At 64.6% G+C, this 17,979-nt stretch carries 15 protein-coding genes and 1 pseudogene; 7 read left to right on the plus strand and 9 right to left on the minus strand.

Annotation, left to right across the window (positions count from 1 at the left end):
- Positions 1–144: 144 nt before the first annotated feature.
- Positions 145–720: pseudogene (locus BSQ44_RS14265) on the plus strand (ABC transporter ATP-binding protein); the annotation flags it as partial.
- Between the two features lie 33 nt (positions 721–753).
- Here BSQ44_RS14265 and BSQ44_RS14270 read toward each other — a convergent pair.
- A complete protein-coding gene (locus BSQ44_RS14270; RefSeq protein WP_072605305.1) occupies positions 754–1,314 on the minus strand; it encodes a sugar transferase in 561 nt (186 codons plus the stop codon).
- Between the two features lie 194 nt (positions 1,315–1,508).
- Here BSQ44_RS14270 and BSQ44_RS14275 point away from each other — a divergent pair, with 194 nt between their 5' ends.
- The 4 genes from BSQ44_RS14275 to BSQ44_RS14290 all read left to right on the plus strand — a co-directional run bounded on the left by BSQ44_RS14275 (position 1,509) and on the right by BSQ44_RS14290 (position 6,510).
- Positions 1,509–2,855, plus strand: coding sequence for a nucleotide sugar dehydrogenase (locus tag BSQ44_RS14275; RefSeq protein WP_235633240.1), 1,347 nt, complete (start codon positions 1,509–1,511; stop codon positions 2,853–2,855).
- 237 nt (positions 2,856–3,092) lie between these two features.
- Complete coding sequence (locus BSQ44_RS14280; RefSeq protein WP_072605310.1) at positions 3,093–4,226, plus strand: DegT/DnrJ/EryC1/StrS family aminotransferase; 1,134 nt, start codon at positions 3,093–3,095, stop codon at positions 4,224–4,226.
- Positions 4,227–4,257: 31 nt separating this feature from the next.
- Positions 4,258–5,193 (plus strand): NAD-dependent epimerase/dehydratase family protein, encoded by a 936-nt coding sequence (locus BSQ44_RS14285; protein WP_083534752.1) that lies wholly within the window; start codon positions 4,258–4,260, stop codon positions 5,191–5,193.
- A 78-nt stretch (positions 5,194–5,271) separates the two neighbouring features.
- Positions 5,272–6,510 carry an O-antigen ligase family protein gene (locus BSQ44_RS14290; protein WP_072605312.1) on the plus strand — a complete coding sequence of 413 codons (1,239 nt, stop codon included), beginning with the start codon at positions 5,272–5,274 and terminating at the stop codon, positions 6,508–6,510.
- Positions 6,511–6,513: 3 nt separating this feature from the next.
- Here BSQ44_RS14290 and BSQ44_RS14295 read toward each other — a convergent pair whose 3' ends face one another.
- The 3 genes from BSQ44_RS14295 to BSQ44_RS14310 all read right to left on the minus strand — a co-directional run bounded on the left by BSQ44_RS14295 (position 6,514) and on the right by BSQ44_RS14310 (position 10,931).
- Positions 6,514–8,622 (minus strand): nucleoside-diphosphate sugar epimerase/dehydratase, encoded by a 2,109-nt coding sequence (locus tag BSQ44_RS14295; protein ID WP_157894599.1) that lies wholly within the window; start codon positions 8,620–8,622, stop codon positions 6,514–6,516.
- Between the two features lie 166 nt (positions 8,623–8,788).
- The gene (metK, locus tag BSQ44_RS14300) at positions 8,789–10,054 is read right to left on the minus strand and encodes a methionine adenosyltransferase (protein ID WP_072601982.1); all 1,266 of its coding nucleotides are present in this window, start codon (positions 10,052–10,054) and stop codon (positions 8,789–8,791) included.
- A 268-nt stretch (positions 10,055–10,322) separates the two neighbouring features.
- On the minus strand, positions 10,323–10,931 hold the full coding sequence (locus tag BSQ44_RS14310) for a phage tail protein (protein WP_083534754.1): 609 nt from the start codon (positions 10,929–10,931) through the stop codon (positions 10,323–10,325).
- 460 nt (positions 10,932–11,391) lie between these two features.
- Between BSQ44_RS14310 and trmFO the strand changes: the two genes are divergently transcribed.
- A complete protein-coding gene (trmFO, locus tag BSQ44_RS14315) occupies positions 11,392–12,813 on the plus strand; it encodes a methylenetetrahydrofolate--tRNA-(uracil(54)-C(5))-methyltransferase (FADH(2)-oxidizing) TrmFO (RefSeq protein ID WP_072605319.1) in 1,422 nt (473 codons plus the stop codon).
- A 17-nt stretch (positions 12,814–12,830) separates the two neighbouring features.
- On the opposite strand, the gene BSQ44_RS14320 is transcribed toward trmFO, so the two are convergent.
- Positions 12,831–14,228 carry an HD-GYP domain-containing protein gene (locus BSQ44_RS14320; RefSeq protein WP_072608070.1) on the minus strand — a complete coding sequence of 466 codons (1,398 nt, stop codon included), beginning with the start codon at positions 14,226–14,228 and terminating at the stop codon, positions 12,831–12,833.
- Between the two features lie 136 nt (positions 14,229–14,364).
- Between BSQ44_RS14320 and BSQ44_RS14325 the strand changes: the two genes are divergently transcribed.
- On the plus strand, positions 14,365–15,198 hold the full coding sequence (locus tag BSQ44_RS14325) for a crotonase/enoyl-CoA hydratase family protein (RefSeq protein WP_072605321.1): 834 nt from the start codon (positions 14,365–14,367) through the stop codon (positions 15,196–15,198).
- A gap of 74 nt (positions 15,199–15,272) precedes the next feature.
- Here the strand turns inward: BSQ44_RS14325 and BSQ44_RS14330 are convergent, their stop codons facing one another.
- The 4 genes from BSQ44_RS14330 to BSQ44_RS14345 all read right to left on the minus strand — a co-directional run bounded on the left by BSQ44_RS14330 (position 15,273) and on the right by BSQ44_RS14345 (position 17,979).
- A complete protein-coding gene (locus BSQ44_RS14330; protein WP_179948730.1) occupies positions 15,273–16,241 on the minus strand; it encodes a sterol desaturase family protein in 969 nt (322 codons plus the stop codon).
- The gene (locus BSQ44_RS14335; RefSeq protein ID WP_072605323.1) at positions 16,241–16,675 is read right to left on the minus strand and encodes a hypothetical protein; all 435 of its coding nucleotides are present in this window, start codon (positions 16,673–16,675) and stop codon (positions 16,241–16,243) included. Before BSQ44_RS14335 ends, BSQ44_RS14330 begins: the two co-directional genes overlap by 1 nt.
- A gap of 88 nt (positions 16,676–16,763) precedes the next feature.
- On the minus strand, positions 16,764–17,588 hold the full coding sequence (locus BSQ44_RS14340) for a phytoene/squalene synthase family protein (protein WP_072605326.1): 825 nt from the start codon (positions 17,586–17,588) through the stop codon (positions 16,764–16,766).
- Position 17,589: 1 nt separating this feature from the next.
- Entirely contained in the window at positions 17,590–17,979 is a 390-nt protein-coding gene (locus BSQ44_RS14345) for an Mth938-like domain-containing protein (protein WP_072605328.1), read from the minus strand.

The raw sequence follows: 17,979 nt of genomic DNA on the forward strand, positions 1-17,979 counted from the left end.
CGCTACCCGATTACCCGTAAACTCTCCCTAGAGAGACTTCGGCCCGGGGCGAAGGCCGCGTCCGGAGCCATGGCGACGAGCGTGGGCGGCCGTGTCGAAGGCAATTCCGCGCACCGCTACGTCGAGGCGCTGAGCGACATCAGCCTGTCGATCGAGGCCGGCGACCGGCTCGGTCTCGTCGGTGCGAACGGTTCGGGCAAGACGACGCTGCTCAAGGTGCTCTACGGCATCTACCCGCCGACCAGCGGAACGCTCACCATCAAGGGCCGCGTCGATGCGCTGTTCAACATCAATCTCGGGTTCCGGCCGCAGGCGACGGGCAGGAGGAACGTCTACTTGCGCGGGCTGCTCAACGGGTGGGAACCCGAGCTGATCAACGCCAAGATGGACGAGATCATTGCCTTCAGCGAACTGGAAGAATTCATCGACATGCCCTTCAAGACCTACAGTCAGGGCATGGCGGCCCGCCTCGCCTTCGCGGTGGCAACCAGCCTGGAGCCGGAAATCCTGCTGATGGACGAATGGATCGGCGCCGGCGACGCCTCCTTCCAGGAAAAGGCGCGCGCACGCATGAACGACCTCGCCCAAAAGGCCGGCATCATCGTCCTGGCCAGCCACAACCATGCGCTGCTGAGGAAGACCTGCAACAAGGCGCTCAAGCTCGAGCACGGCAGGCTCGTCGCCTTCGGACCGGCCGAGGAAGTTCTGAAGGCTGCCTAGTTCGCTCCGGGCGCCGCACGAAGCCTCGTCTGCCTATATCCTGACCCGGTCTCCGCTGCCGGCACCGCCGAAGACGGTCCGGAACAATATCCGCAAATCGAGCAGGAACGAACGGTCGCGGACATACTCCGCGTCCTTTTCCGCCAGCTTCACCGGATCCGACATGTCGATGTCGTTGATCTGTGCGAGCCCGGTGATTCCGGGCCGGACCGACAGGACCCCGCGGCTGACCCGCTCATCTATGAGTTCGGTTTGGGTTGGCAGGCAGGGGCGCGGCCCGACGAGGCTCATGTCGCCGCGCAGCACGTTCCACAATTGCGGCAGTTCGTCGAGCTTCCAGCGCCTGAGTGCGCGCCCGATCGGAGTGATCTGCGAAGCCAGAGCCTGGTGCGTCGGCACGCTCGGCAGACCACCATACATGCTCCGGAGCTTGTAGCAGCGGAAATGCCTACCGTTTCGCCCTACCCTCTCCTGAACGAAGATGCCGGGGCCCTCGCTCTCGCGCCGGATGGCAAACGACAGAACGAGGATGACCGGACCGGCGAGGACGAGCACCAGGGCGGCGCAACAGGCGTCGAAGATTCGCTTCAGCATGTATGATCCGGCTCACGGGCCGCGCCATGATGGAGCACGGTCCCCGTCTCTACCGTTTTTTGCGGGAGGCGGACAATCGCGAAAGAGATCGCTGCCCGCCGCAAGGCGAATGCGAGCGGCTTAACGCGGGGCTGCGGCTGCGCTACAAGCATGCGCCTCCCGGCCGGGAGGCCATGCCGCCACGTGAGAGACGAATGAATCATCCAGCTATGGAGACGCAGCACGGTCTCGCATCGAAGATATCGTCCCGCACAGCGACGGTCGGGATCATCGGACTCGGCTATGTCGGATTGCCGCTCGCGGCGGCATGCGCCCGCGCGGGGTTTCAAACGGTCGGTTTCGATATCGACGAGACCAAGATCGAGGCGATCGGTGCTCGTCGATCCTACATCGATGCGGTCGATTCGCAGGAACTGGCGCGGCTCGTCGACGCCAGGTCGCTCCGCGCGACGATCGCCTTCGAGGAACTCGCATCCTGCGACATCATTGTCATCTGCGTGCCGACGCCGCTCGGCGTGCACCGCGAGCCCGACCTGCAATATGTGGAGAACACGACACGCACGATCGCACGCTTCCTGAAGGCGGACCAGATCGTCGTGCTCGAATCGACGACCTATCCGGGAACGACCGAGGAAATCGTCCGGCCGATCCTGGAGCAGTCGGGTCTGCGCAGCGGGCAGGATTTCTTCCTGGGGTTCTCTCCGGAGCGCGAGGACCCCGGAAACAGGAAATACACGACCACAATCATTCCCAAGGTGACGTCGGGAGACGGCGAGACCGCCTCGACGCTCGTCGGCGCTTTCTACGAGGCCGTCTTCGACCAGGTGGTTGCCGTGTCGGCGCCGCGCGTGGCGGAAGCAGTGAAGATCACCGAGAACATCTTCCGCGCCGTCAACATCGCCTTGGTCAACGAGTTGAAGGTGATCTACGACGCGATGGGCATCGACATCTGGGAGGTGATCGACGCGGCCTCCACCAAGCCGTTCGGCTACATGCCGTTCTATCCCGGACCGGGACTGGGAGGACATTGCATCCCGATCGACCCGTTCTACCTGACGTGGAAATCGCAGGAATACGGGCTGCGCACCCGCTTCATCGAGCTTGCCGGCGAGATCAACACGTCGATGCCGCTCTACGTGGTCGCAAAGCTGGAACGGCTGCTCGACCGGACCCAGAAGAGATCGCTGGGTTCGGCGCGCATCCTGCTGGTCGGTATCGCCTACAAGAAGAACGTGTCCGACGTGCGCGAGAGCGCATCCTTCGAGATCATGCGCCTTTTGGAGCAAAGGGGCGCGGGCGTGGAATTCCATGATCCGCTGGTGGAGACCATCCCGCCGATGCGAAGGTTTCCCGAACTGGCAGGGCGAAGCTCCGTCGGGCTGACGCCGGCGGAAATCGAGCGGTTCGACGCGATCCTGATCGCGACCGATCACGACAGCGTCGACTACGCCCTTCTGTCGGTCCATGCGCGCCTGATCGTGGACACGAGGAACGCGCTCGAGAAGCGGGGGCTTGCGACACCTTCCGTTTTCAAGGCCTGAGCATTCCTCTAAAAAACCACTCTTGGACGCGAAACAGTAGTGCGCGCATCCGGCGCTTGCCATCGGCTTGACCTCCAAATAGGAGAGCTTCGTGCCCCGACTGTTTCGCCGGTAGCGCATCCGGCCTCATCCCGGCGTGAACGACCGCCGATCTGTGGCCGCAACATGAACATATGGGCCACCCGTCCTTCTCTCCCGCGGGTCGACCTGCCTTCCGCAACCCTTTGGAGGTGCTTCTTGCAGTTCATCGATCTCGCCGCCCAACGGGAGCGCCTCGGAGAAAGATTACCTCGCGCGATCAACCGGGTGGTCGAAAGTGGCGCGTATATATTCGGTCCTGAAGTCGCCGCGTTCGAGGCGCGGATGGCGCAATACATCGGGACCAAGCACGCGATAGGCTGTGCCAACGGCACCGACGCGCTGCTGATACCGCTGATGGCTGCCGGAATCGGCGAGGGCGACGCCGTGTTCGTTCCCTCCTTCACCTTTGCGGCAACCGCCGAAGTGGTGGCGCTGGCCGGCGCCGAGCCCGTCTTCGTCGACGTGAACGCTGGCGACTACAACATCTCGATCGATAGCCTCGAAGCCGCGATCGGCTTCATCAGGGACGAAGGCCGGCTGCGGCCACGGGCGATCATTCCCGTCGACCTGTTCGGCCAGGCCGCCGACTACGCCGCCATCGAGGCGATTGCGGCCCGCGAAGGCCTGATGGTTCTCGAGGACGCCGCCCAATCGATCGGCGGAACCGCCGGCTCGCGCAAGTGCGGCTCGTACGGAAATGTCGCGGGCACCAGCTTCTATCCGGCGAAACCGCTCGGCTGCTATGGCGACGGCGGGGCGATGTTCACCAATGACGACGATATGGCCGAGGTGCTGCGATCGCTGGCTTTCCACGGCAAGGGCAAGACCCAGTACGACAACGTGCGCGTCGGCCTCAACTCACGGCTGGATACGATCCAGGCGGCCGTGCTGATCGAGAAGCTCGATATCCTCGAAGAGGAGATGGAAGCGCGCCAGGTCGTGGCGAAGGGTTATGTCGACGGCCTCGCCGGCGTGGTGCGCGTACCGGATCTCGTCGCCGGCACGCGCTCGGCCTGGGCGCAGTTTGCCATCGAGACCCGGCGCAGGGACGAGCTGAAGGCCCATCTCGCCAAAAAAGGCATTCCGAGCGTCATCTACTATCCCAAGCCGCTCCATGCGCAGGAGGCTTACCGCGATTATCCCGTTGCGCCCGGCGGGCTGCCGGTGAGCGAGACGCTGCCGGGGCAGATCCTGTGCCTGCCGATGCACCCCTACCTCCAGCCCGACGCGGTCGACCAGATTGTCAGTGCCGTGCGGGAATTCGCCGGCAACGAAAGCCTGGTGCCCTAGCCCTTCTTCGACATGAGGTCGTGAGCCGACCATGCCCGAAATGGTACTCCTGACCGGTGCGAGCGGGTTTATCGGCGGCGTGGTGGCACGCATGCTGAAGGCTCGCGGCTACGCGATAAGAGCGGTCTCGCGGCAGCCGGCAACGCTCGACTCGAGTTTCGACGAGACAACCTCGCTTCCCGACCCCAACAGCGGCGAAAGCGGATGGACGCCGCTGCTGGCCGGCGTGACGCACGTGGTCCACTGCGCCGGGGAGAACAAGTCCCTTCCCTACGAGGCTTGCCGGGAGCCCAATGTGGAGCTTCCCGGGCGCCTCGCGCGCGCGGCGGCCGGCCATCTGACAGGCCGCTTCGTGCTGCTGTCGTCGGTGCGCGCGGTCTGTGATGGCAGGTCTGGGGAGGCCATTTCGGAGACCACCACAGAGGCGCCGCAGGACGCCTACGGGAAGTCGAAACTCGAAGGCGAGCGGCGCGTCCAAGCGGCGCTTGGACCTGAAGGCCGATACCTGATCCTGCGTCCCGCGCCGGTCTACGGTCCCGGCGCGCGCGGCAGCTTCCGCAGCCTCTCACGCCTGGCGTCCCTCCCCCTTCCTCTGCCGCTGGCGGGCCTGACCGCGCGGCGGTCTCTCGTGGATGTGGAGAGCCTCGCCGAGGCGATGGTGCATGTCCTCCAGTCGCCTCTCGCCTCGCCCCGCGTCTACATGGTCTCCGACGAGGCGCCGCTGACCGTGGGGGAAATCATCGGCGCAGTCCGTAAGGGGCTCGGGCGCGGACCAGGCCTTTTCTCCGTACCGCCATCTCTGCTGCGACGTATCGCGCTGGTAGGCAGGCAGGAAGACATGTGGCGAAAGCTGAGCGATCCGCTCGTGGTGGATCCTTCCCGGCTCGCCGCTACCGGCTGGAGGCCGGCTGCCGATACCATGCAGCGAATAAGCCGATATGCAGAGCGTGGCTTGCCCGCTAAATGATCTGATCCGGACCGGCACCTGGTCCGCCCCTTTCGGCCGAAACGGCTGGCAGGCTACAAGCACCGGTTCGAAAATCTCATGAATCCATCCTTGCCGCCAGCGCTCGACCGGAACAACAAGCTGTTTACCGTCGCCGTCATGGGTGGAGGCGGCGTCATCGGCAGCGGCATAAGCATCCTGGTGGGCGGTTCGGTCTATGCCAATCTGTATCACGCCGCGCGGGGTCGTATTTCCCTTCCGCGAGACCGCGACGTTCTCACGATCACCGCCGCATTCGCCTTCTTCTACTGCGTCCAGGCCTTCTCCAGCATCATCCATTACAGCCACCTGAAATCGCTCTGGCCGCTTGTGCAGTACGGACCGTTCCTGGCTTTTCCCCTGATTTACGCGAGGGTCGCGATTTCCAGGCGGAAGGCCCTGGCGACGGCTACCGAGGTGGGCTTCGTCCTGGGCGCGATCGCCGGCTTCATCTTCGCTGCGATCGAAATTTTCTGGATCGGAGCCAGCAGGGCCGAAGGCCTGTCGGGCAATCAGGGTCCGTTCGCGGTGGTCAACGCGGTTATCTACGGCGGTTGCATCGTCGCCGCTCTCAGGCACGGGGGCGCCATCGGCGTGACGAGCCTCGTTGCCGCGGCTCTTGCAGCGGGGACGATCCTGATGTCCGGGACCCGGTCGTTGTGGCCGATGATCGTGGTCGCGCCGGTCCTGCTGGTGTTCCTCTATCCCTCGGAAGCGCGGCGGTTTTTCTCGCCGAAGCGCGCCGCGATCGCCGGAGCGCTCGCCCTCGTCATCGGCGTATTTGCCTTTCCACTGGCTCAGGACCGGATCGCCGCCCTTCTCTCGGATTACGACCGGGTCTTCGTGGAAGGGAAACTGGACAACTCGCTCGGCACGCGGCTGCGCGTGTGGGAAACCGGCTACCAGCTCATCCTCGAAAGGCCGCTGCTGGGACACGGCCCCGACAAGGCCGACGAACTCATGGGCGGATACACCCATTTCCACAATTTCCTGATGAACGCGTGGGTGATGTCCGGGCTGCCAGGGGTGGCCGCCGTGCTCGCGCTCCTCGTGACGCCCGTTATCGTGCTTGCGCGACGACGGGGCGGCGATCTGCAAAAATTCGGCTTCGCACTTTCGCTCCTGCTGTCGACAAGCTACGTCGCCAGCGGAACCGTCGGGATCATGTTCGGCCATGACATCCTCGACGCGCTCTTCATTTACGGGATGATCGTGGCCGCGTTCCTGGCGTGCGGGGATGATGACGCCCGAACGCCGGCGGATTCGGTCTCTCCGAAGGGTGGTGGCCGAGAGGCCTGAACCTCAGGACTTCGCCTGTTCCAGTTCGGACGGAAACATGCGAGCGGGGAACGGGACCACCTTATGCATGCCCTGGTGCGGACGGTCGCCCCGCGCCTCCTTGGTAACAGGGGTCTTGGTCGCAGGCGGTTCGAACGCAGCCGCGCCGTTCACATGCTCCGCCGCGTCAGACCCGGCGCCATTCCCCGGAGTTACGGCAGGCTCCCGTTTGCCGCGATGGCTGATCGCCGGCTTGTAGAGCGCCTTCATGATCGCGATCGCGGTCTCCTTGTCGCCTCTTTCGACGGCCTCGGCCAAGCGTTCCAGCGCCGTGGCGATCTCCGTCCACTCGAAGAGGCCGGTGCGGAGGCCAAAGACGCTCGGAACGCCGATGTCTGTGATGTCCTCGCCGGGCGCGCTCAGGATCTCGTGGACCTTCTCGCCCGGACGGCGTCCGGTCACCACGATGGGAATGTCGCGATTGGGTTCCTTGCCGGCGAGCCGGATCATGATGTCGGCGACAGCCATGATCGAGACCGGCTCGCCCATGTCGAGCATGTATATGCCCGGTCCGTCCTCGGGCCAGCGCAGGGCCGAATCGGCCGCCGACAGGATGACGAGATCGACCGCTTCGCCGATCGTCATGAGATAACGCGTCATCGCCGGATCGGTGATCGTCACCGGTCCGCCGTTGTCGATCTGACGCTGGAAAATGGTCGACACCGAGCCGTCGCTGCCGAAAACGTTGCCGAATCGGACACCGATGAAGTTCGTACCGCGGCCCGACGCGCTCGCCTTCCTCCTCTGCATGTAGTGCATCGAATTGACGATCTGTTCGGCGAACCGCTTGGTGAAGCCGAGCACGGACGTCGGGTCCGCTGCCTTGTCGCTCGAGATCAGGACAAAGTGCGCGACCTTGCATTCCGTGGCTACTTCCACGCAGTTCTTGGTGCCGAAGACGTTCGTCCGGACCGCCGATATCCAGTTGTCCTCCAGGATGGGCACGTGCTTCAGCGCCGCGGCGTGGAAGATAACGTCCGGCCGGAAATCCCGCACCACGCGCGAGAATGACGACTTGTCGCCGATGTCGACAAGTCGGGCGATCAGCCGCTCCTCGTAGATCCGGGCGAGATCCGACTGGAGCTGAAAGATGTTGAACTCGGAGATGTCGGCCACCAGAACGGCCTCGGCGCCCATGTCGAGCGCCCTCCTGACCAGGGTCCGGCCGATCGAACCGGCGCCGCCGGTCACGATGACCCGCTTGTCGCGCAGGATGCTCGCCAGCATCTGCTCGTCCGGCGTCACGGTAGACCGCCGGAGGATGGTTTCCATCTCCACCCGTTCCAGCACCAGCTTGCCGGCCCGGCGTGACTGCAGCATGCCGGAAAACTGATCGACGTCGACACCGTGCTGCCGCGCGATACGCACCAGTTCCGGGAACTCCATGAACTCCTTGTCGGCATGCTGGCCGAAGATGATCATGGAAATCTTCTCGGTGTCCTTCAGGTACTCGTAGAGGACATGCTGGGCCTGCTCCTTGCGGCCCACGACCGGCACGTTCTGGACGCGGCTGCCCATGACGGCGGCATCCTCGGGCGAAACGATCCCGATGATGTCGATGCCATCGTCCGCGGCGCTGCGGCCGTAGTTGATGATCATGTCCGCGTCGTTGAGGCGTCCGAAAAAGAGCGCGCGCGTGCTTGAGCGCTTCCGGAATCCCAACTCGCCCATGCTCCAGCCGGACCCCTCGCGCAGGTATCGGTATATGAGACGCGGCGAGGAAATGAATACGAACGACATCATGAAGAAGACGATGAACTGTCGTTCGTTCAGACCCGCGATCGGGTAGACTGCCCTGATCGAGATCGCCGTCAGGTAGAGCACGATCGTCAGGATGAGGCAGTTGCGGAAGATTCCGAAGAAGTCCGGCGTTGAGGCGAACCGCCACATCATCCGATAGAGGCCACTGTAGCGGAACAGGAGGTGGGCGAAGACCCCGACCGACAGCCATGCCGTCAGCGAGGAACGCGAATAGGGATCGATCGAAAGGTTCGATCCGGACAGCGCCAGACTGAGCGGCACCGCCGCCAGGACCATTGCGACGTCCATTGCGACGATGATCAGTCTTCTCACGCTAGGCTGTATCGCACGAATACGCGCGAGAATACGATGCATGCGCTGTCCCACTTTCCGACGGTGCAGCAGCCCCAGTAATGGCTTATAAAGCGTTTCGCGGCCTGCCGCTAGGCTCTCCTGCCCACGAGAAGACCGGCCGGCGCAGATCGAACCCGCACGTTCCTCAGCTGGCGACGGCGTCCTTGATGGCTTTGACGAGGTCGGTCTTTTCCCAGGAGAAGGCGCCGTCGCGGCCGGGTTTGCGGCCGAAATGGCCGTAGGCGGCTGTGCGGGCGTAGATCGGGCGGTTGAGATCGAGATGGCGGCGGATGCCCGACGGCGACAGGTCCATCACCTTGCGCAGCGCGGCCTCGACCGCCGCCTCCTCCACCGTGCCCGTGCCGTGCAGGTCGACGTAGATCGACAGCGGCTGGGCCACGCCGATGGCGTAGGAAAGCTGGATGGTGCAGCGCTCGGCGAGCTTGGCCGCCACCACGTTCTTGGCCAGATAACGCGCCGCATAGGCGGCCGAGCGGTCGACCTTGGTCGTGTCCTTGCCCGAGAACGCGCCGCCGCCATGCGGCGCCGCCCCGCCATAGGTGTCGACGATGATCTTGCGGCCCGTCAGGCCCGCGTCGCCGTCAGGCCCGCCGATGACGAACTTGCCGGTCGGGTTGACGTACCAGTTGCAGTCCTTGGCGATCGGCAGGTCGCCCAGCGCCTCGCGGATGTAGGGCTCGACCACCTGGCGCACCTTCTTGGAGTCCCAGCCCGCCTCGAGATGCTGCGTCGACAGGACGATCTGCGTCACCTCGGCCGGCTTCCCGTCGGCGTAGCGCACCGTCACCTGGCTCTTGGCGTCGGGCCCCAGCCGGGAGGCCTCGCCCTCGCCCTTGTGGCGGGCGGCGGCCAGGAGCTCCAGGATCTTGTGGCTGTAGTAGATCGGCGCCGGCATCAGGTCCGGCGTCTCGCGGCAGGCATAGCCGAACATGATGCCCTGGTCGCCCGCGCCTTCCTCGCCCTGCCGGTCCGACGCGTTGTCGACACCCTGCGCGATGTCGGCCGACTGGCCGTGCAGGAGCACGTCGATGCGCGCCTTCTTCCAGTGGAAGCCGTCCTGCTCGTAGCCGATGGCGCGGATCGCCTTGCGCGCCGCCGACTTGAACTTCGACGGGTTGATGATGGGGAACTCCTTGGCGTCCTCCAGGACGTTGCCGTCCTTGTCCTGCTTGAGCAGCGACTTCGGCACCCGCACCTCGCCGGCGATCACCACGCGGTTGGTGGTGGCCAGCGTCTCGCAGGCGACGCGCACGTCCCAGGGGTCCATGCCCGCCTTCTTCGCCTCCCGGTAGACCAGATCGACGATCTCGTCGGAGATGCGGTCGCAGACCTTGTCGGGATGGCCTTCGGATACGGATTCGCTGGTGAAGAGGTAGTTCGAGCGCGCCACGGGTGTCCCCTCAAGAAAGGCGCGAAACGGCGGGATGCCGTTTCGCGCGCGCGTCTGTTAGCCGAGCCCGTCACCATGCGTCAAGCATGCAGACGCCCGCCTCGCCCAAGTCCATCATACCGGAACCCGCCGAAGAACCCGCGCCACAGAAGACGAAACCTCACCCGCACAAACGCGGATCAGGCCTCCTCGTCGCCCAGCGCCATCACCAGATCGACAAGCTTGCGGCGCACGAGACGTCGCCGGCAATCGACCGAGCGTCCCGAACCTAGTCTCGCGGGGGGTAAATGCCGTACAGCGCGATGCACCACATCATCGTCAGGTATGGACTCCGCTTGGCTATTGGCTGGCCGCCGCCGGTGTTCGTAATCATGGCCGAATTCATGATCTTGTTCGCCGGGCCTTCGTGGTACGCGTGCAACTCGGGATCCGAACCGAGAAACTTTCCTCCCGGTCCCCCCTTGTCCGCATACTCGTTGGTGGCCTGGACCGCATGATTGTGGGACGGCATGTTGGTGATGCCGACGGTGAGTTGTTCCGTCCCGCCGATCTGGCCTTGCAGGTAGTTCGTCAGGCCGGGCCCCTGCCCGTTGTGGATCGGCCCACGCCCGCGCAGGTCCGGCAGGGCGAAGGTCGTCTGGCCGTTCCCGCCATAGGTCGTGCCGAGAAGCGAAAAGAGGGCGGTATTCGTTTGAATTGCGATGAGCTGTCCGTCGGCGCGCGCCCACCCCCTGGGGCAGAAATTGGCGCCGGTTACCATCAATTGGCCGACAAACGGTTCGGACTGCGCGGCGGCGGGTGTAGACATCAACGTCGCGATCGGCAAGGCCGCCATCATGGCGAGATACCTGAGCGAATTCTTAGGATTGGAGTTCATCTCTGTTGCTCCATACGCATTGGTGAATGATATGGAAGTGTGCCCCCATCTTCCAATATTTGCAATTCTATTACGCGCCTCTACAAATGCCAAAGATTCTTAATTTCTTTATTATTTGTTTTTTCTTAAATTTATGTATCTCTTCCACCCTACCAAACGCATGATGAACGCAATTGTATTGGATATTTGCAAATATAAAAATTTTTTCGGTGAGCATCGCCTAAAGCATGAACCTGTACCGGCGCCTTCGCGTCCAACCAGCCGCGGCGGCATTTCTGTGACGAATTCGAAAAGCCAGCCGATCGTGCTGACCGCTTTCGGCTTTGGGATTTGTAATGGCGCGAGATCTCGTATCGCGAGAGCCATTCCCCGGATCAACACGTGAAGCCCCCTTTCGACCCCTGCCCTGTCACCCCCGACAACATTGCATTCGTCCTCGGCCGGGGATATCTCCGGCGTCATGACAACACCCCCCATCCACGTCGTCGGCGGCGGGCTCGCCGGCTCGGAGGCCGCCTGGCAGATCGCCTCGGCGGGCGTGCCGGTCGTCATCCACGAAATGCGCGGTGTGCGCGGCACCGAGGCCCACAAGACGGACGACCTCGCCGAACTCGTCTGCTCCAATTCCTTCCGCTCCGACGACGCGGAGAACAATGCCGTCGGCCTGTTGCATGCCGAGATGCGACTCGCGAACTCGCTGATCATGGCGTCGGGCGACGCGCACCAGGTTCCGGCCGGCGGCGCGCTCGCTGTGGATCGCGACAGCTTCTCCGCCGCGGTGACCGCCAGGCTGGAGGCGCATCCGCTCGTCACGGTCTTGCGCGAGGAGATATCGGGCTTGCCACCGGCCGAGTGGGACCAGGCCATTATCGCCACGGGTCCGCTGACCGCCCCATCGCTGGCCGAGGCGATCCGCGCCGAAACGGGCGCCGACGCGCTCGCCTTCTTCGACGCCATCGCGCCGATCGTGCATTTCGACACGATCGACATGGAAACCGCCTGGTTCCAGTCGCGCTACGACAAGGTCGGGCCAGGCGGCACGGGGAAGGACTACGTCAACTGTCCGATGGACAAGGACCGGTACTTCGCCTTCGTCCAGGCGCTGATCGATGGGGGCAAGACCGAGTTCAAGGAGTGGGAAGGCACCCCCTATTTCGACGGCTGCCTGCCGATCGAGGTCATGGCGGAACGCGGCGTGGAAACGCTGCGCCACGGGCCGATGAAACCGATGGGGCTCACCAACGCGCACGACCCGGCGGTCAAGGCCTACGCCGTCGTGCAGCTTCGCCAGGACAATGCACTCGGCACGCTCTACAACATGGTCGGTTTCCAGACCAAGCTGAAGCATGCCGAGCAGGTGCGCATCTTCCGGATGATCCCCGGACTGAAGAACGCGGAGTTCGCCCGGCTCGGCGGCTTGCACCGCAACACCTACATCAATTCACCCGTGCTGCTCGACGGTTCGCTGCAGCTGAAGTCGCGGCCGGGGCTGCGCTTCGCCGGACAGATCACCGGATGCGAAGGCTATGTTGAATCGGCGGCGATCGGCCTTCTTGCCGGCCGCTTCGCCGCGGCCGAGCGGCTCGGCCGGCCGCTTTCCACGCCCCCCGCCACGACCGCTTTCGGGGCACTGCTCGGCCACATCACCGGCGGTCACATTGTCTCCGACGACGAGCCCGGCAAGCGATCCTTCCAGCCGATGAACGTCAATTTCGGGCTGTTTCCGCCGCTCGATCCGGGGACCAAGCTGAAGCCGGAAGGATTCGAGGGGCGTTTCCGCGGCAAGGACAAGGCATCCGCCAAGAAGCGCGCCGTGACCGCCCGGGCTCTCGCCGACTGCAAGGCATGGCTCGGGCTGGAAATGCGCCAGGCGGCGGAATAGCGACCGCTTCGCGCGGGTCAGCCCCATTGCAGGGCCGGCGCCTCCCTGTCGTCCGACACCGCCAGCCGACCGACGGCGCGTTTCAGGGCCGCGACGCATTCTCCGTCGAAGGCTGCGCCTGTGTCGCGGTCGAGGATGGCGAAGGCCTCGGCCACCGGCATCGCCGCGCGATACGGACGGTCGGCCGTCAACGCGTCGAAGACGTCGGCGACCGTCAGCATTCTGACCTCCGACAAGATCTCGTCGCCTTTCAGCCCGTACGGATAGCCTTTCCCGTCGAGACGTTCGTGATGGGCGCCCGCAATGTCGGCGAAATCGCGGAAGATTGCCACCTTGCGCAGGATATCGGCGCTGTGGGCGGGATGGCTGCGGATCGACTGCCACTCCGCCTCGGCAGGTTTTCCCGGCTTGTCGAGGATCTGGTTGGAGACGGCAAGTTTGCCGATGTCGTGCAGTAGCGCGGCCCGCCGCAGCCAGCGCCGGTGCTCCGGGTCCAGTCCCAGTTCCTCCGCGATCATGTCAGTGAAGAGCGTAACACGACGGCTGTGGCCGGCGGTGAAGGGGCTTTTGGCGTCGATGACGTCGGCGAAGGCCGCTGCAATGTCGTCGACATAATCCTCGGTCACGACTGCGCTCGTGCGCGCCGGCGGCAAGGCGAAGAGGTGGTTTTCGAGGTTCCCGTCCTCGAGCACCTCCCAGAAGCCTGGATGCCGCTCGGCGGCAGCGAAGGCATCGACGACGGCAGGATCGAACCATGAGTTCCGCCGTGCCAAGACCTCGGCGCGGGCCGCCATGCGCCCGCCATCGGAATGGAAGATATCGGCTATCTGGGAGACAAGCGCGATTCGGGAGGCCAGCGGAATGGCGGCGCCCACTCTTCCCTCCGGCTTGCCCGAACCGTCCCAGTGTTCGTCGAGCCAGCGGATGCCTTCCTGAACCGCATCGGAAAATCGCATCTTGGCGGCGATATCCGCTCCGCGATGGCAACGGGTCTCGATAAGTTCGCGGGCAATCTGACCGCCGTTGCGCAAGATGTTGAGGATGGCACGCACGCGCTCGGAGAAGCCTGATTCCAGACCGGTCTTGTCGAAGACGAACCGCAGGGCCGCGGCGAGGCTGCCGTCAATCGTTTTGAAGTCGCGCTTGAACGAGATGTCGTCTGCCAGATAGAGTTCGCAGATACGCGCCGCGTTGCTGGAGCAACCGAGATCCTTCAACAGCACGGTGAAATAGAGGTCGGACAGCGCCGCGTCGTCGAGCCCCATTTCCATGCCGATCTGCGTACCGATCCAGCAGGCGCGCTTGCAGTGGCCGACAGGCTGCCCTTCCGTGAGATCGAGCGCGTGGCTGAGCGCACCAAGGAGTTCGGCTAGGCTCAACGCGCTGGCGCGCGGATGCGGCGCGGCAGGAGGCATCGGCTGGGCGGAGACCGTGGCAAGCGGGGAGATCATGTGCAAGTCCTAACCGATCGATCATTAAGAACTCGCAAGCGCCTTGCCCTTGCGGACATGGCTGGACCGGGCCCGAACCGTCAATGGATGAGGATGCGAGATGCCTGAGCAGAGCAGCGAATTTTTCCGCGTCGAGCGTGATGGCGCCGTCGTTCACCTCATGATGAACCGTCCCGAGCGCTCGAACGCCATGTCGCCCGACTTCTGGCGCGACCTTCCTCGCCATCTGGATGCGCTCGGGCGCGACGAGACGGTCCGCTGCGCCGTGATTTCCGGAGAGGGCCGCAACTTCACCGGCGGAATGGACCTTTCGGCCTTCGCCGACATCGCCAGGCTCTTCGACAACGAGCCGGGACGCGCCGCCTATGCCATGCGGGACGTCATCCTGAACCTGCAGGACGCGTTCAACGCCATCGAGCGCGCCCGCTTCCCCGTGATCGCGGCCATTCATGGCGCCTGCATAGGCGGGGGCATCGACCTGATTACCGCCTGCGACATGCGGATCGCGTCGTCCGACGCGTTCTTCGCGATCGAGGAGATCCACATCGGCATGGCGGCCGACGTGGGCACGCTGCAGCGCCTGCCGAAGCTCATAGCACCGGCGATCGCAGCCGAACTCGCCTATACCGGCCGACGCTTTTGGGCCGAAGAGGCGAAAGGCTTCGGTCTCGTCTCGGCCATCCATGCAGACCCGCAGGCGATGCTCGCGGCGGCGCTGGACCTTGCCCGCTCCGTCGCGGCGAAATCGCCGCTGGCGATCGCCGGCATCAAGCGCAATCTCGCCTATTCGCGCGACCACTCTGTGGCAGACGGCCTCGATTACATCGCAGCCTGGAACGCCGGAATGCTGCGGCCCGGCGATCTGATGGCGGCCGTGCAGGCGAAGATGGCCAAGCGGGACGCGGCGTTTCCGGACCTTTTGCCGAAGGGGTAACGAAACGGCCAATGCGACGAGACGTTGCAACGCCACATTGAAGAGGAATAACGTCGGCGGTATCGCGTGCGCGCCTACTCCGCCGCCTGAACCACACCGTTCGCCCGCACCGGCTCGCCCGGCAATCCCGGCCTTCCGGCTTCACCCGGATTGCGGAGCACGTAGTCCGCCTTGATGCTCTCCGAAGTCTGGCGCGAGCCGTCGTGGCTCCAGCCGGGGGGCATGAAGAGGTAGCCAAGACGCTGCCGTACCGTCAGTCCGGGCGAGACGGCGTCCTTCAGCATACCCCACCATTCGTGGAAGGCGACCTTGACCGGATTGAAGGTGCCGAGGTTCCTGACGATCCCGTAGCGCGGCCGGTCCTCATCAAGTTCCGGGACGAAGGTGCCGAAAATACGGTCCCAGACGATCAGGGTGCCGGCGTAGTTGGCGTCGAGATAGCGCGGGTTGGTGGCGTGGTGGACGCGGTGGTGCGAGGGCGTGTTGAACACCGCCTCGAACCAGCGGGGCAGCCTGTCGATCGCCTCGGTGTGGATCCAGAACTGCCAGACGAGGTTGAAGCCGAAGACGAAGGCGATTACCGCCGGATGGAACCCGAGCAGCACGATCGGCGCCTGCAGGACGAACATGCCGGTGAAGGTTCCGGTCCAGGACTGCCTCAGCGCCGTCGAGAGATTGTAGTGCTGGCTCGAATGGTGATTGACGTGCTCGGCCCAGACCCAGCGCACCCGGTGCGCGATGCGGTGGTACCAGTAGTAGCGCAAATCATCGAGCAGGAAGGCGATGGCGAAGACCCACCAGTGCAGGCCGAGATCGAAGACGCGGAACTGCCACACCCAGAGCAACGCGGTATAGGCGACGAAGCCGAGCAGGATGCCGGCGACGACGTTCCCGGTGCCCATCATCAGGCTGGTCAGTGTGTCGCGGGTCTCGAAATCGCCCTTGGCACGGCCGGTGCGCACGAGCCACAGTTCAAGCAGGATCGCTCCGACGAAGAAGGGGATCGCCAGTTCCGTGACTTTCGGGAATTGATATCCGTCCATCAGGCGCTCTCCCTCGTTTGATGTTTGTGCGAGGGGACGAGCCGGCCGGCCAGCCGCCACGCTTCGCCCTGATCCGCGAACTCGAATCGTCCACCGCGCCAGGTGTAATCCTTAAGCGTCAGTTGCAGCGCCGCTGATCCGGCCGGCTCCACCCTCAGGATGTCGGCCGGGGTCACGATACGCGTGAGGAAGTGTCCGCCGAAGGCCTGTACGATGCCGGTGCGTTCGCCGGACAGTTCCAGGAACGCCGCGCCGCGATCGCTCGACAGCACCACCGCGCCGGTCCTCTCCCCGGGAAAATCCACGGCGAAACGCTGTCGCGCCGCTTGCGCGTCGGGCAGCACGGCATTGCGCGTTCCGCCGGTGAGATGCACCGACAGAACGATGGCGGCGATGCCGACCACCACCATCGCGACGAGTAACGGCAGGCTCATGCCTCTTTCATCCTCCCGCCGCCAGCCTTTGCGGACCGGCGACAGCCAGAATTAGCATCCCTGCGCCAGACGTCAAAGCCGGGCATCGTCACCATCCGCGGGCGGCGCGGCGCAGCATGATCCAGTGCTTTCGCGTCACGGATATCGGCTTGCCGCCGTCCAAGGGTGACGCGGCGATGCGATCCAACTGCGCGCCGGCAAGCGCGGCCGGCAGGTAGGCGGGCCGCAACGATAGGGTCATGCCTGTGGCGCCCGTTTCGAAACGCCCGAGGTGCTCCCGTCCCAATGCGATCATCGCCGCCACCGCCCGCTCGGCCCCCTCGCCCGCGCCGAGCAATGCCTCGCGGTCGGTTCCGGCGGCAGCGAGGATGTCGGCGGGCACGTAACACTGGCCGCGGGCGCGGTGCTGCGGCAGGAGGCGCAGGAGCCCAGCGATGCCCTGGGCGCAGCCCGCGTGACCGGCAAGCGGGGCGTGGGCGACTGCGGCTTCCGGTTCGAGCACGAGGGAGGCGAGCTGGATCAGCGCGCCCGCTGTTTCCCCGCAATAGCCTTCGAGGCTGTTCCGGTCGGGCATCGGATCGTCGTAAAGATCGAAGATGCGGGCTTCCAGCATGTTGTCGAAGGCGGCACGTGGAAGCTCGTGGTCCTCGATCGCGCGCCGAAGTCCGTCGGCGACCGGATTGCCGGTGACAGCTCCTTCTGGCGCAGCGATCATGTCCCGCCACCATTGCAGCCGGATCTCTCCGGGCAGCGGCTCGCTCACCATATCACGCACGCGCGAGACCTCGACGTTGAAGGCATAGAGCGCGAGAAGCGCCGCCCGCTTGTCTTCCGGTGCGTAGAGCACCGATAGATAGCGGTCGGGATCGCCCTTGCGGACGATCTCGGTCACATGGCCGGCATCGGCTTCCATGTCATTCGACAGCGACGAGCGCGGCCGCCACTGCCCTTTCCTCGGCCAGCAACACGTTGTAGGTGCGCACCGCCGATCCGGTCGACATCGAATCGGCCGAGAGGCCGGCGTCCCGCAAGGTCTGTCGCAATGGTGTGGGCAAGCGGCGGAGATCGCGGCCCATACCGACCAGCAGGACCTCGATCCCGACCGCCTCCGCCAACACTTTGGCGAGGTCCTCCTCGCGGAGGTCTTCAGGGTCGGAAGGCTGCCAGCCATGGATGCCCGACGGCAAGCAGAGGATCGATCCGCGGTGGGACATGCCGGCGAAGCGAAAGCCGCCATTGCCATATGCGTCGATCGGTGCGCGGCCCGGGAAATGGGCCTCGCGGATGATCATGCCGCTGCTCAT

It is taken from the genome of Aquibium oceanicum (genome assembly GCF_001889605.1).
In the GTDB taxonomy this organism is placed as follows: domain Bacteria; phylum Pseudomonadota; class Alphaproteobacteria; order Rhizobiales; family Rhizobiaceae; genus Aquibium; species Aquibium oceanicum.